The sequence below is a fragment of the uncultured Oscillibacter sp. genome, assembly GCF_910584465.1.
In the GTDB taxonomy this organism is placed as follows: Bacteria; Bacillota; Clostridia; order Oscillospirales; family Oscillospiraceae; genus Oscillibacter.
In genome coordinates this window covers 17,621-30,783 of the sequence record NZ_CAJUBK010000028.1, presented here as the reverse complement: position 1 = coordinate 30,783, position 13,163 = coordinate 17,621, and the positions used below count along the sequence as shown (strand labels likewise).

Below are 13,163 nucleotides of genomic sequence, written 5' to 3'. Positions count from 1 at the left end.
AAAAAGTTCGGAAAACTTCTTGATCTAAATCGCGCAGGAAACCCTTCCTGGGTTTCCCGCACACACCCTTCCTTCCCGTCGATGGAGCTCCCACTACTCTTTCGACATGCCGAAAGGGCCGGGACGCTTCAGCGTCCCGGCCCTTGTTCCGCTCTTCACTCGACCTCGATATGTACCGACTCGTGGAACTCCGGTTCCACCAGTCCGGGGATGTCCACCGCATCGGTGAAGTACAGCTCCCCGGTGTACTCCCGCAGCAGCGACACGATGTAGGGATGGGGCCGCTCGTCGGGCCGTCCCGCCGCCACGCTGACCACCATGGTCTTGGGGGCCAGACGGCTGATGGCCTTGCGGCTGCAGGAGGACAACGACGCGTGGTGGGGCACCTTCAAGATGTCACAGGGCGTCAGCGTCTCATTGTCCCAAGCGATGCAGTACATGTCGCCGCCCAGCACGATCTCCTTCCCGTGGTAGAACAGCCTCTGCCGCAGGCTGGAGATGTTCATGGCCTTCGTCCAGCGCATCAGCGCGAAGCGGTCCCGCTCGCCCCGGAAGGCGGCGTCGTAGACCTCCTTCTGCCGGGGGTAGAGCGCCGGCTCCCCGGCATAGATTTCCATCCGCAGCTCCTCGGTCAGCTGGAGGGACTCCACCTTGTCCCCCGGGATCTCCACGAACTCCCGGACCCGCCCGGGGGCCTCCCGGAGGGCGGAGGCATAGATGTCCAGGCACCGCAGCAGGTTCCGGGCCGCGCCGGGGAGGTCGTTGTCCCCGTCGGGGTCCAGGGGGGCGCTCCCCTCCGGGGGGACGTAGGTGGCCATCAGCCGGTCCACCTCCGCCGCCGCCAGCACCCGGCCCAGCCCCCCGATGTGGTCCCGGTGGAAGTGGGTGGCCAGGAGGATGTCCAGGCGGTCGATGCCCTGTTTTTTCAGGAAGTCCCCGGCGTAGATCCGCTGGGACCGGGGGTCAGTGGGGGCGGGGTGGTCGTCCCGGATCAGCCGGTCGTGGCCGCAGTCCACCAGCATGGCGAAGCGCCGCCGGCCTCCCTCCAGCTCTTGGATGAGGATCGAATCTCCGTTGCCGACGTTGATGAAGTCCAATACCAGCATAAGCCGCGCCCCCTACATATCTTTATTTCACTCAGGATACCATAGCCCGGAGGCTCCCGCAAGGAAAAGCCCCCGCCGCCCCCGCCAAAATTTCGCCGGAAATTTCGACATCCTGACGAAGCCGCCGCAGGCCCGCCCCCAGCCCCTCACCGGCGGACGGCCCTCCCGCCCGCCAGCTCCTCCGCCAGCAGGCACAGCAGCACCGTCAGCAGCATGTCGGCCAGCGTGCAGCCGATCGGCAGGTCCGCCCGCATCAAGAGCCGGTAGGCCACGAAGCCCACCACCCAAACGATCAGGTCCCGCCTGTCGAAGTCCACTCCGGACCGGTCCCGTCTCAGCAGGAAGGCGTCCGCGATCTGGATGGCGATCATCGGCGCGAAGACGGAGCCGATCAGATACAAGAACCCGGTGATGTCGTCCATGGGGAACAGGACCGCCCCGGCGACGCCCGCGGCCGTGACCGCCGCCGCCGTCCACCTGCCGTTGAGCCTGCCGCTGAGGGACTCGGCGGAGATGCCGGCGGACCACGCGTCCAGGAAGGTCGTCGTGACCGTGGACAAGATCAAGACCGCCAGCGCCGCGATGCCCAGCCCCGCCTTCACCAGGATGGCGGCGATGTCCGCCTCTCCGGTGAAGATGGCCGCGCCCATGCCGATGGTGTACATCCAAGTGGAGGTCAGGCCGTATACCACCGCGCTGACCAGGGTCGCCTGGAAGGGCTTTTCCGCCTCCCGGGTGTAGTCGCTGATGAGGGGGAGCCAGCTCAGGGGCATGGCCACCGCCAGCTCCACCCCCGCGCCGAAGGTCATGGCCTCGCCCGGGTCCCCGCCCACAGGCGCGCCGGAGCCGAAAATGACCCAGCAGAGGACCGCCGTCAGCAGGAACAGCGCCGTCATGGAGATCTTGTTAATCCACCCCAGGTCGGTCACGCCCACCAAGATCCACACCAGGATCAGCCCCCCGATGACCAGGCACCAGACCCAGTGTCCGGCGGCGAAGATGCTCCCCGCGGCCAGGGCCCCGTCGTAGATCATGATGGCGGTCCAGCCCGCCAATTGCAGGACGTTCAGCGCCGCGAAGAGCAGGCCGCCCTTCCGCCCGAAGCTCATCTTCACGGTCTCCATGGCGCTCTTGCCGCTCCGCCCGCCGATGAGGCCCGCCAAAAAGAGGAGGACGCAGCCGATCGCGTGCCCGATGACGATGGCGGCGAAGCCCCTCGCGAAGCCCAGGGGGGCAAAGCTGGCGCCGGTCAGGATCTCCGCCAGGGAGACCCCCGCGCCGAACCAGATCAGGCCGTTCTGGAGGGTCGAGGTCTTCTTCATGCCTCCGCCTCCCCGCCGATGAAGCGGCTGCGCAGATCGAACATGTGGTCCATGGGCCCGGATCCCCGCCCCAGGTCCAGCATGGCGGACAGGGCCCCGGAGATGTACTGCTTGGCCCGCTCCACGGAGGTCTCCAGATCGAAGCCCTTCGCCAGGTTGGAGGCGATCGCGCTGGAGAGCGTGCAGCCGGTGCCGTGGGTGTTGGGGTTGTCCACCCGCTTGGACCGGAACCAGCGCCCCCCCTTGTCCTCCTGCCAGAGCAGGTCGTTGGCGTCGTTGACCTGATGCCCGCCCTTGCAGAGCACGGCGCAGCCGTAGGTCCCGCCGATGGCCCGCGCCGCCTCCAGCATGTCCTCCGGCGTGCGGATGGTCCTGCCGGACAGGAGCTCTGCCTCCGGGATGTTGGGCGTCAGCACCGCCGCCAGGGGCAGGAGGCGGCGCTTCAGCGTCTCCAGGGCGTCCTGGTCGATCAGCCGGTCCCCAGAGGTCGCCACCATCACCGGGTCCACCACGATGTTCCCCGCCCCGTACTGCTCCAGCTTGTCCGCGATGGTCTCGATCAGGGGGATGCTGGCGACCATGCCGGTCTTCACCGCGTCGGGGAAGATGTCGGTGAACACGCAGTCCAATTGTTCCGCCAGGAACTCCGGTGTGGACTCCTGGATGCTTTTGACGCCGGTGGTGTTCTGGGCCACCAGGGCCGTGACGGCGCTCAGGGCGAACACCCCGTTGGCGGTCATGGTCTTGATGTCGGCCTGGATCCCGGCGCCTCCGCTGGGGTCGGTCCCAGCGATCGTCAATGCGGTCTTCATGTCTCATTCTCCTTTTTGCATTGAAGTTTTATAGCGCGGCGTGAGGTGGTGCCCCCAACACACCGCGTAGGAAACGGCCTCCGGCCGCTCTCCCCTCACAGCTGTCCCGCCAGCTCCCGCAGCTCCCGCGCCGCCGCCTCCGCGTCCTCCTGGCCGAAGATGCCGGAGACCACCGCCGCGCCGGCCAGGCCCAGGCCCCGCAGCTCCAGGATGTTCTCCCGCCCGATGCCGCCGATGGCGACCACGGGGATGTCCACCGACGCCGCCACGGCCCGGAGGGTCTCCCGCGAGACCGGCCTGGCGTCCCGCTTGGTGCCGGTGGCGAAGGCCGCGCCGCAGCCCAGGTAATCCGCCCCCGCCTCCCTGGCCCGGCGGGCCTCCTCCGCCGAGTGGACGGAGACGCCCAGGATCTTCCCCGGCCCCAGCAGCGCCCGGGCCCGTCCGGCCTCCAGGTCGCTCTGGCCCACGTGGACCCCGTCCGCCCCGGCCTCCAGGGCGGTCTGCACGTCGTCGTTGATGATGCTCACCGCCCCCAGGCGGCGGCACAGGGCGGTGAAGCGTCTCGCCTCCTCCAAAAAGGCGGCGTGGTCCAAATGCTTCTCCCGGAGCTGGACCACCCCGGCCCCGCCCCGGACGGCGGCCTCGATCTGGCGCAGCAGCGCCGCCTCGTCCGCCGCCCAGGCCCGGTCGGTGACAGCATAGAGCCGAAGGCTCTCCGGTCGGATATCCATCGCAAGCTCCTCCTGAAAAATAAAGATCCGCGGACGGACCAATTCGGTCTATCCGCGGCGGTACGCACGCTTATTTCCCTACGTTGGCATGATCCAAATCAGGTTCCGGGTCGGGACCTTCACGGTCCCCTCTCAGCCCGCGCCAGCGGACTCCCCTTTTGTTGTGAGCTTATCATACGCCTTTCCCCCGCTTTTTGCAAGCCCCTTGACAAACTTTTCTCCCCGTGGTATCCTGATCTCGAAAAGCAGGGGAGCCGGGAGGCTGAGAGGAAGCGTACGCTTCGACCCTTTTACCTGACGCGGATAATGCCGCCGTAGGGAGTCGATACGGGACTTTTGACGGCGGCACGCTCCAGGCGGGCCGCCTTGCTTTTTGAAGACTTCCAGGAAGGAGGGACGCACAGGAGGACATACCGGCGTCCCGGTCTCAGGGCCGGGAGCGGACGGAGGGGGAGCGCCCTGCGTCCGGGCCGGGCCATAAGGCGGGGCCTCCGGGCCCCGGCAGCGATGGGAAGCCGTGTTCCGGCGTGAGAGGAGGCCAGCAAGCCTCGACCGAGATTTCCAGGGCGGGGAGTCCCGCCTGTCCTTGCCATGCAGGGGGAAAGCGCTGCCGCGTGTTCCTCTTTGCGACTCTGCTTGTGAAGGAGCTTCTACGATGAAAAACAGATCCGTCCAAAAGCTGGCCATTGCCGGGGCCTTCTGTGCCCTGGCGGTGGTGGGCAGCATGTTCCTCACCTTCCCGGTCTTCGGCAGCAAGTGCGCCCCGGTCCAGCACATGGTCAACGTCCTGTGCGCCGTGTTCCTGGGGCCTTGGTATGGTTTGGCCGCGGCCTTTGCGGCAAGCCTGCTCCGGAACCTCCTGGGCTGGGGGAGCCTCCTGGCCTTCCCCGGCAGCATGTGCGGGGCCCTGCTGTGCGGCCTGGCCTATTGGAAGACCAAAAACCTTACCCTCACCCTCCTGGCCGAGGTCCTGGGCACCGGCGTCCTGGGAGGCCTGGCGGCCTATCCCGTGGCGAAGCAGATGATGGGCCTGACGCCGGAGACCTATACCGTCTACATCATCCCCTTCCTGATCTCCACGGCGGCGGGCTCCATCCTCGCGGGAGCGCTGGTGTACGCCCTGCAAAAAAGCGGGGCGTTGAGATCCATGCAGTCCGCACTGGAGCGGTAGATCCTATCCAACAGGAGGCCCTATGACGACGCCTGACTTCACCCTGCTGGAGGCCGTCCGCCTCCGCCGCCCCCTGATCCACTGCATCTCCAACCTGGTCTCCGCCAACGACTGCGCCAACCTGGCCCTGGCGGTGGGGGCCAGCCCCATCATGGCCCAGGCCCCCCAGGAGATGGCGGCGATCGCCGCCGCCGGCGACGCCGCCGTGCTGAACACCGGCACGCCCAGCGAGGAGAAGTTCCGCGCCTGCCTCCTCTGCGGGCAGGAGGACGCCCGGCTGGGCCGTCCGGTCATCCTGGACCCCGTGGGCGTAGGGGCCAGCCCCTGGCGGCTGGAGCGGACGGAAGCCCTGCTGGACGCCTTCGCCCCCGCCCTCCTCCGGGTGAACCTGGGGGAGGCCCAGGCCCTCCTCCACCAGGCGAGCCAGGAGCGGGGCGTGGACAGCCCCGCCGCCGGGGGGGACCTCTCCCAGCGCGCGGAGACCGCCCGCCGCCTGGCCCTCGAGCGGGGGACCGCCGTCCTCCTCTCCGGACCGGAGGACATCGTCACCGACGGCGGCGCCCTTTGGCGCGTCTCCGGTGGCTCTCCCCGGATGGCCCAGATCACCGGCACGGGCTGTATGCTCTCGGTGCTTTGCGGCGTGTTCGCCGCCGCGGCCCCGGATATCGTCACCGCCGCCGTCACCGCCGCCGCCTTCTGGAAGTCCTGCGCCCTCCGGGCCGAGGAGCTGGCCGGCGGGCGGGGGCCCGGCAGTTTCCATGCGGCCCTGTTCGACGCCGCCGGGACCCTGCGGGCGGAGGACTGTGCCGCCGGAGCGCGGGCGCGCCTCCTGTAGACCGCGTCCCCGTCCGCCGTTTCGGCGGGCGGGGCAAGTTTTCAAAAACGAGAGGGGCCCTTCCCGGCCCCCTCTCGTGACGCTCCTCCTCCCCGTTGACGGAAGCCCCCACTCCTTTTTCGACACTTTGCGCATCCCCGCCCGCCGTGACGGCGGGCGGGGATGCCGCTTTCGGCGATTTCCCCTAAATCGTCCGCATGGTATAGACAGGCCGGCCATACGATGTTATAATGAGGTCTTGAATGTGAACAGGGAGGCTATGCGAATGGGATTATGGGAGACCATGCTGGTCACCGCCGCCGCCGGGATCGGGGGCACCGGCTTGGGCGGGCTGCTTGCCACGCTCTTCCGCCGGGACTCCGGCCGGGAGGCCAGCCTGCTGCTGAGCTTCGCCGCCGGGGTGATGGTGTCGGTGTCCTGCTTCGGGCTTTTGACCGAGGCCGCCGCGCCGGGGTCCATGCACCTGGTGGTCATGGGCGTGTTCCTGGGTTGCGGCATCACCGCGGGGCTGAACGCCCTTTTGGACCACGGACGCCCCACCGGGGGGCTGGTGCTGGCGGGGCTGGTCATGGCCGCCGCCATCGCCCTGCACAACGTGCCGGAGGGCATGGTCATCGGCGCGTCCTTCATCGGCGGCACCGTCCGCCAGGGGTGGACCATGGCGGCGGTCATCGGCCTGCACAACATCCCGGAGGGCATGGCGATCTCCGCCCCCATGGTGGCGGGCGGTGAACGCCGCTGGCGCGCGGCGGGCCTCGCGGCGCTTTCCGGCGCGCCCACGGTGCTGGGCGCGGCCCTGGGCTACTGCCTGGGCACCCTGGGCCCCACGGCCTTGACCCTGACCCTCAGCTTCGCCGCCGGGGCGATGCTGTACGTGGTCTTCGGCGAGCTGCTGCCCGAGGCGGCGGGGCTCTGGAAGAGCAAGCTCCCCGCCCTGACGGCGGTGCTGGGCATCTTAGTCGGGATGCTGATCGCCTGAACATCGGACAAGGGAGGGGCGGCATGGCTTCGGCCATGCCGCCCTTTTTTTATGCCGGCTCGTCTCCCGCCGCCTCCCGGTAGTAGACCACCAGCAGATCCACCACGGTCCCATAGGACTGGATGCCCCGCTCCTCGCCATAGCTCTTGAGGAGGCCGTCGTAGATCCGGTTGGACGCCTGCTGGACCACGGTGTCCTGGAACTGGGCCCAGTAGGCGTTGTTGTACGCCAGGTCCAGCCGCACCTCCTCCGGCAGCTCCTCCCGGATGGCCCGATAGGCGTCCGGGTCCTTGGGATACAGGGCGTTGCCCAGGTACACATAGCCGATCAGCCAGCCGGAGTACACATAGGCCGGGTCGCCGCAGGCGGTGGAGGCCAGCACCGCCAGGAAGTTGCACTCCTGCTCCGAGGCGAACCCCCTTTGATGGGCCAGCTCGTGGGCGATCGTCGAGGGCAGCATGCAGGCGGGGCTGTCTACGTTGACGTTGGACTCCCCGGTATAGGCACAGTAGAACCCGGTGAAATCCATGGCGCTCATGAGCCGGGAGAAGGCCATGGGCTTCACGCCCGGGTCGTCGAACTCCAGGAAGGGGAAATCCTCCGCGATCTCGTCGTAGACGCGGACGCTATGGGCCAGGATGTCCTCCCTGGGGACGGCGAACAGCCCGTGCCCGTCCCGCGCCACGGCCTCCGACGCCTCGGCGGTCCGGAGGGCGAAGTACTCCGTCACCGCCCGGAGATCCTCCAGGGCCACGGGCTGGGCACGGATGCCGGACTTGTCCTGGAAGCTGTCCGTCCAGAAGTTCACCCCCCACAAAAGGCAGAACGCCGCCCAGACGGAGAGCCCGCCGCAGACCGCCCCCAGCGCCGCGCGGTAGGCCCGCTCCCACCGCCGCCCCCTGGCCCTGACCACGGCGGCAGCGCTCCAGACCAGATACCCGGCGGCGGCCAGCGCCGCCAGCACATAGACCGCCTCCATCACGGAGAAGGGGACCAGGTAGCACACCCGCCCGATCCCCCGCCGGAAGGGCCCCGTGATATGGTCCGCCAGGGCGTTCATCAGCCTCCGGTCCCCCCGGAAGAGGAAGTACGCCAGCAGCGCCCCCAGGTCTGCCAAAAACCAGATATGGAGTTTTTTGTGCTTCAAGAAAAACGCTCTCATGCTCACTCCGCCGCCGCCAAAAGCTGCTTCGTATACTCCTCTTTCGGGTGGTCGAAGATCTCGTCCACCGTCCCCTGCTCCACGATGCGGCCCCGCTTCATCACCAGCACCCGGTCGCAGAGCTGATACACCACGTTCAGGTCGTGGGAGATGAAGAGGTAGCTCAGGTCCAGTTCCCGCCGGAGGGACCGGAGCAGGTCCAGGATCTGCGCCTGGATCGTCACGTCCAGGGCCGACACCGGCTCGTCGGCGATCAGGAACTTCGGCCGCCGGATCAGTGCCGCGGCGATGCTCACCCGCTGGCGCTGGCCTCCGGAGAGCTCCGAGGGCCTGGCCCGCAGGCACTCCTCCGGCAGCTCCACCCGCTCCAGCATCTCCCGGACCCGGCGCTCCCGCTCCGCCCTGCCGTATTTCCCATAGACCCGCAGGGGCTCCTCCAGGGTCCAGGCCACGCTGTAGAAGGGGTTCAGGGAGCTGTAGGGATCTTGGAAGATCATCTGGGGCCGCTTGGTATAGTGGGTCACCGTCCCCCGGTCCGGCCGGACGATGCCCAGGATGGTCCGGGCCAGGGTGGACTTCCCCGTGCCGGACTCGCCCACCAGGCCCAGGATCTCCCCGTGCCGGACGTCGAAGGTGACGTCGTGGAGGACCTCCTGGCGCTCCTTCCTCCCGAACGGCCCGCCTCTTTCGGTATAGCCGCTGTCCACGTGGCTGAGCGACAGGACCAGCTCCCCGCTCATCGTCCTCCCTCCTTCCGCTGCCGGGTGGGGATCGCGGCGATCAGCCGCCGGGTATAGGGATGCTGCGGGCGGCGGAAGACCTCCTCCGAGGCCCCCTCCTCCACCAGCACGCCCCTCTGCATCACCGCCACCCGCCCGCAGAGCCTGCGCACCACGTTCAGATCGTGGGAGATGAACAGCATGGACATACCGGACTCCCGGTTCAGCTTTTTCAGCAGCTCCAGGATCTGCGCCTGGATGGTCACGTCCAGGGCCGTCGTGGGCTCGTCCAGCAGCAGCAGCTTCGGCGACCCGATCGCCGCCGCCGCGATCATCGCCCGCTGGAGCATCCCGCCGGAGAGCTGGTGGGGGTACTTGCCGTACACCGCCTCCGGCTCCGGCAGCTCCACCGCCGCCATGGCCTCCAGCGCCCGGCGGCGGCGCTCCTCCCGGCCCATCCGGGTGTGGATCCGCAGGACCTCCTCCACCTGGGGGCCGATCTTCATCAGGGGGTCCAGGCTGGTCTGCGGCTCCTGGAAGACCACGCCGATGTCCTTCCCCTGGATCTTCCGCAGGGCCGCCCGGTCCGCGTGGAGCAGCTCCGCGCCGTCCAGCCGGATCTGCCCGGAATACTCGCACTGCTTCCGGGGCAGCAGCCCCGCCACGCTCATGGCGGTGACGCTCTTGCCCGAGCCGGACTCGCCCACCAGGCCCACGATCTCGCCCTGCCCGATGGAGAGGCTGATCCCGGCCACGGCCTCCCGGTCCCGCGTCCGGAAGCGGACGTGGAGGTCTTGGATCTCCAGCATCACGCCACCCCCTTGTCCCGCCGCCGCAGGCCCTCGCCAAGCAGGCCCACGCTGAACACCAGCAGCACGATGATAAGGCCCGTCCCGGCGGCGTACCACGGCGCGGCGAAGAGCATCCCCTGGGCCTCGGAGAGCATATAGCCCAGGGAGGCGTCCGGGGGCGTCACGCCGATGCCCAGGAAGCTCATGGACGCCTCCGCCAGCACGGCGTTGTTGAACCCGATCGTCAGGGCGGGCAGCAGCACCGGCGCCGTGTTGGGCAGCATATGCACCGCCAGGATCCGGGCGCTGGAGGCCCCCATCAGCCGGGCGCTCTTGATATAGTTCACGTCCCGCAGCGAGGCGAAGGCCGTGCGGCTCACCCTGGCGAAGCTTGGGATGAACACCAGCCCCAGGGCGATGATGACGTTGGACTTCTTCCCCGGCTCCAGGACGGAGATGACCACCAGGGCCAGCAAAATGCTGGGGAAGGCCGTCAGCGCGTCGTTCAGTCGCATCAAGATCTCGTCCGCCGGGCCGCCGAAATACCCGGTCAGGGCCCCGACCAAAGACCCGCACACCGCGCCGATGCCCAGGGTCGCCAGGGCGATGGACACCGTGGACCCGGCCCCCTGGAGCACCCGGCTGAAGATGTCCCGGCCGAAGTTGTCGGTCCCCATCCAGTGGGCCAGGGAGGGCGCGTCGAATTTCGGCCCCGCCGCCATGGCGTTGGGGTCGTAAGGCGTCCAGAAAAAGCTCAGTAGGATCAGCGCCGCCAGGGCGCCGGTCAGCGCCAGCCCGGCGGTGAGGAAGCCGCTGCGTCTTTTCATGCCGCACCTCCGAACCGGAGCCGGGGGTCGATCCGCTGGTCGATCAGGTCCGCCAGCGTCCCCGCCAGCACCACCCAGAAGGCCAGGATGACCACGATGGCCTGGACCACGGGGTAATCCCGGTTGTGGATGGAGGTCACCAGCATCCGCCCCAGGCCGGGGATCACGAAGACCTGCTCCACCACGATGCTGCCCGCCACGATCTCCGCCATGGTCTGGGCCAGGAAGGTGACCACGGGCGGCAGGGCGTTTTTCAGCACGTGCCGCCGCAGGACCTGTCCCCGGTCGTTGCCCCGGGAGATGGCGGTGCGGACGTAATCCTTCCCCAGCTCCTCCTGGACCGTGCCCCGGAGCATCCGGGCCGTCATGGCGATGCGGGGGATGGCCAGGGCCACGGCGGCGAACAGCAGATAGAGCGCCGCGCCGCCCAGGTCCTGCTTCGCGTCGGGGAACTGCCCCGGCGTGAACCACTTCAGCCCCACGCCGAAGATCCAGGACAGCAGGATGCCCGTGAAGAAGGGCGGCACCGCCATGCCCAGCTGGTTGAGGGCCGTCCGGGCCCCCTCCAGACGCCGCCGCCCGGCGGACCAGAGCCCCAGCGGGATGGACACCGCCGCGATCAGGGCGAAGCTCATCAGGCTCAGGCAGAGCGTCAGCCCCACCTTGGGGGCCAGGATGTCCCACACCGGCTGATGATAGCTGGTGGACACCCCCAGGTCCCCGGTGAAGAAGCCCAGGAGCCACTCACCATACCGGACCGGCAGGGGCCGGTCCAGGCCCAGCTCCGCCCGGAGGGCCGCCAGCCGCTCCGGCGTGGCGGAGGTGCCCAGCATGACGGTGGCGGTATCGGAGATCAGGTCGAAGGCCGCGAACGTCAGGAAGGAGACGATCGCCATCGTCGCCAGCAGCGCGGCGGCCCGTTTGAGTGCGTATTTCATAGCATATCCCCTCCGAAACGAGGGAGAGCGGAGGGGGAGGGCAAGCCTGCCCGGTCTCCGCCCTCCACTCTCTCAAGCCCCCGGACCGTCACGCGGTGTAATGGATGCCGGACAGGTCCAGCACGTAGATGGGATAGAAGCGCACGCCCTCCAGCCCCTTCCGGACGGCCACCAGGTCCGCCAGATCCTGGATGTACACATTGGCGGCGTTCTCCGTCAGGTTGGCCTCCGCCTGCTTGTACGCGGCGGTCTGGGACGCGTCGTCCGCCGCCGTCACGGCCTGCTGGAACAGCGCGTCATACTCCGCGTCATTATAATTGATGAAATTATTGCTCGCGGTAGAAGTGAAGCGCTCCAGCAGGGCCCGGGCCGTCATGGTGGAGGCGTCCACGCCCACCACGGTGGACTGGAACTGCCGCCCGGCGTACACGTCGGAGAGCCAGGTCCCCCACTCCACCAGCTGGATCTCGGCGGTGACGCCCACCGCCTTCAGCTGCTCCACGATCACCTGGGCGGTATCGATGTGGGGCTGGTAGTTGGAGGGGACGGTGATGGTCATGGAGAACCCGTCGGGATAGCCCGCGTCGGCCAGCAGGGCCTTCGCCTTCTCCACGTCGTGGCCGTAATAGTTGGTCAGGCTCTCGTCGAAGTACTTGCCGAAGGCGGGGTACATGCTGGAGCCGATCAGGCTGCCGTACCCGTCGAAGGCCAGGTCCAGGATCTGCTGGCGGTCCACGGCATAGCACAGGGCCTGCCGGACCCGCACGTCGTCGAAGGGCTTTTCGGCGTTGTTCAGGTACATGGCCTGGACCAGGTTCATGGTGCCCTCTTCGATGTTGAAATCATCCCCCAGCTGGGCCACCTGGGTGCTGGTCAGGTGGGCGAACAGGTCCACCGCCCCGCTCTGGAGGCTCATGAGGATGCTGTCCGCGTTCTCGATGATCTTATAGGTGACTTTATCCAGATAGGCCGGCTCGCCCCAGTAGCCGGCGAACTTCTCCAGGACGATGTTGTCCTGGGCGGCACGGGAGACGAACTTGAAGGGCCCCGTCCCCACGGGGGCGGTGTCCTGCCCGTCGTATCCCTCGGGGAGGACGGCCAGCGTCAGGCAGGACAAGAACTCGGCGTTGGGCTGGTCCAGGGTCAAGGTGACGGTGTCCACTTTGGCCTCGGCGTGCTGGATGGAGGAAAGGGCCTCCACCGGGAGGACATCGGCCTCCCCGCCCTCCATGCAGCGCCGGATAGACCAGAGGACGTCGGTCCCGGTCACGGGGTCGCCGTTGTGGAACTCGATCCCCTCCCGGATGGTGAAGGTATAGGTCAGCCGGTCCTCGGAGATCTCATATCTTTCCGCCACGGCGGGGATCAGGTCCCCGTCGGGGGTGGGCTTCATCAAGCCCTCGAACACGTTGAACATGACCTCTTTGGTCCCTGCCGCCACGGCTTTGTGGGGGTCAAGGCTCTCGTCCAGGTCCTGGGCGATGCCGACGGTGATCTCATTGGGCCGATCCGCCGTGGGCTGTGCCTGCGCGTCTTGGGAGCCGCTGGTCTGTCCGTCGTCTGCCGCCTTTCCCGCGCTGCCGTCTCCGCATCCGCAGAGTACGGCGCACAGGAGGCCCAGCAGAAGAAGGAGCGCCAAAAGTTTCTTCTTCATGTCTGCTTCCTTTCATCACTGCCCGGCATCGGGTCAGTGTTGGACGGGGAAACTGTCCCGCCCAGACAAGATCGTTCGGCTCTATTCAGTTGTATGGGGCCATACGGATAGAATAA

General features: G+C 67.9%; 13 protein-coding genes and 2 riboswitches. Of the genes, 3 read left to right on the top strand and 10 right to left on the bottom strand.

Features of this window, described 5'->3' with window-relative positions:
* Positions 1-155: 155 nt before the first annotated feature.
* The 4 genes from QZ332_RS08155 to thiE all read right to left on the bottom strand — a co-directional run bounded on the left by QZ332_RS08155 (position 156) and on the right by thiE (position 3,971).
* Positions 156-1,106, bottom strand: coding sequence for a ComEC/Rec2 family competence protein (locus QZ332_RS08155; RefSeq protein WP_295764337.1), 951 nt, complete (start codon positions 1,104-1,106; stop codon positions 156-158).
* Positions 1,107-1,252: 146 nt separating this feature from the next.
* Complete coding sequence (gene cytX / locus QZ332_RS08150; protein ID WP_295764336.1) at positions 1,253-2,428, bottom strand: putative hydroxymethylpyrimidine transporter CytX; 1,176 nt, start codon at positions 2,426-2,428, stop codon at positions 1,253-1,255.
* Positions 2,425-3,240 carry a bifunctional hydroxymethylpyrimidine kinase/phosphomethylpyrimidine kinase gene (gene thiD / locus QZ332_RS08145; protein ID WP_295764335.1) on the bottom strand — a complete coding sequence of 272 codons (816 nt, stop codon included), beginning with the start codon at positions 3,238-3,240 and terminating at the stop codon, positions 2,425-2,427. The genes cytX and thiD overlap by 4 nt, the downstream gene beginning before the upstream one ends.
* A 95-nt stretch (positions 3,241-3,335) precedes the next feature.
* Positions 3,336-3,971 carry a thiamine phosphate synthase gene (thiE, locus tag QZ332_RS08140; protein WP_295764334.1) on the bottom strand — a complete coding sequence of 212 codons (636 nt, stop codon included), beginning with the start codon at positions 3,969-3,971 and terminating at the stop codon, positions 3,336-3,338.
* 58 nt (positions 3,972-4,029) lie between these two features.
* A riboswitch (TPP riboswitch) is annotated at positions 4,030-4,138 on the bottom strand.
* Positions 4,139-4,208: 70 nt separating this feature from the next.
* Positions 4,209-4,309, top strand: a riboswitch (TPP riboswitch).
* 317 nt (positions 4,310-4,626) lie between these two features.
* On the opposite strand from thiE, the gene thiW reads away from it, so the two are divergent.
* From thiW to QZ332_RS08125, 3 genes are all read left to right on the top strand, one after another.
* Complete coding sequence (gene thiW, locus QZ332_RS08135; protein WP_295764333.1) at positions 4,627-5,142, top strand: energy coupling factor transporter S component ThiW; 516 nt, start codon at positions 4,627-4,629, stop codon at positions 5,140-5,142.
* Positions 5,143-5,164: 22 nt separating this feature from the next.
* Positions 5,165-5,977 (top strand): hydroxyethylthiazole kinase, encoded by an 813-nt coding sequence (thiM, locus tag QZ332_RS08130; protein ID WP_295764332.1) that lies wholly within the window; start codon positions 5,165-5,167, stop codon positions 5,975-5,977.
* A gap of 265 nt (positions 5,978-6,242) precedes the next feature.
* Positions 6,243-6,956: a ZIP family metal transporter gene (locus tag QZ332_RS08125; protein WP_295764331.1), complete on the top strand. Its 714-nt coding sequence runs from the start codon at positions 6,243-6,245 to the stop codon at positions 6,954-6,956.
* A gap of 49 nt (positions 6,957-7,005) precedes the next feature.
* Here QZ332_RS08125 and QZ332_RS08120 read toward each other — a convergent pair whose 3' ends face one another.
* The 6 genes from QZ332_RS08120 to QZ332_RS08095 form a co-directional block, all read right to left on the bottom strand.
* The gene (locus QZ332_RS08120) at positions 7,006-8,103 is read right to left on the bottom strand and encodes a DUF3810 domain-containing protein (protein WP_295764330.1); all 1,098 of its coding nucleotides are present in this window, start codon (positions 8,101-8,103) and stop codon (positions 7,006-7,008) included.
* 17 nt (positions 8,104-8,120) lie between these two features.
* Positions 8,121-8,858, bottom strand: coding sequence for an ABC transporter ATP-binding protein (locus QZ332_RS08115; RefSeq protein ID WP_295764329.1), 738 nt, complete (start codon positions 8,856-8,858; stop codon positions 8,121-8,123).
* Positions 8,855-9,646 carry an ABC transporter ATP-binding protein gene (locus QZ332_RS08110; protein ID WP_295764328.1) on the bottom strand — a complete coding sequence of 264 codons (792 nt, stop codon included), beginning with the start codon at positions 9,644-9,646 and terminating at the stop codon, positions 8,855-8,857. The genes QZ332_RS08115 and QZ332_RS08110 overlap by 4 nt, the downstream gene beginning before the upstream one ends.
* A complete protein-coding gene (locus QZ332_RS08105; RefSeq protein WP_295764327.1) occupies positions 9,646-10,455 on the bottom strand; it encodes an ABC transporter permease in 810 nt (269 codons plus the stop codon). The genes QZ332_RS08110 and QZ332_RS08105 overlap by 1 nt, the downstream gene beginning before the upstream one ends.
* On the bottom strand, positions 10,452-11,393 hold the full coding sequence (locus QZ332_RS08100; RefSeq protein ID WP_295764326.1) for an ABC transporter permease: 942 nt from the start codon (positions 11,391-11,393) through the stop codon (positions 10,452-10,454). The genes QZ332_RS08105 and QZ332_RS08100 overlap by 4 nt, the downstream gene beginning before the upstream one ends.
* 88 nt (positions 11,394-11,481) lie before the next feature.
* Complete coding sequence (locus QZ332_RS08095) at positions 11,482-13,047, bottom strand: ABC transporter substrate-binding protein (protein WP_295764325.1); 1,566 nt, start codon at positions 13,045-13,047, stop codon at positions 11,482-11,484.
* Positions 13,048-13,163 lie beyond the last annotated feature (116 nt).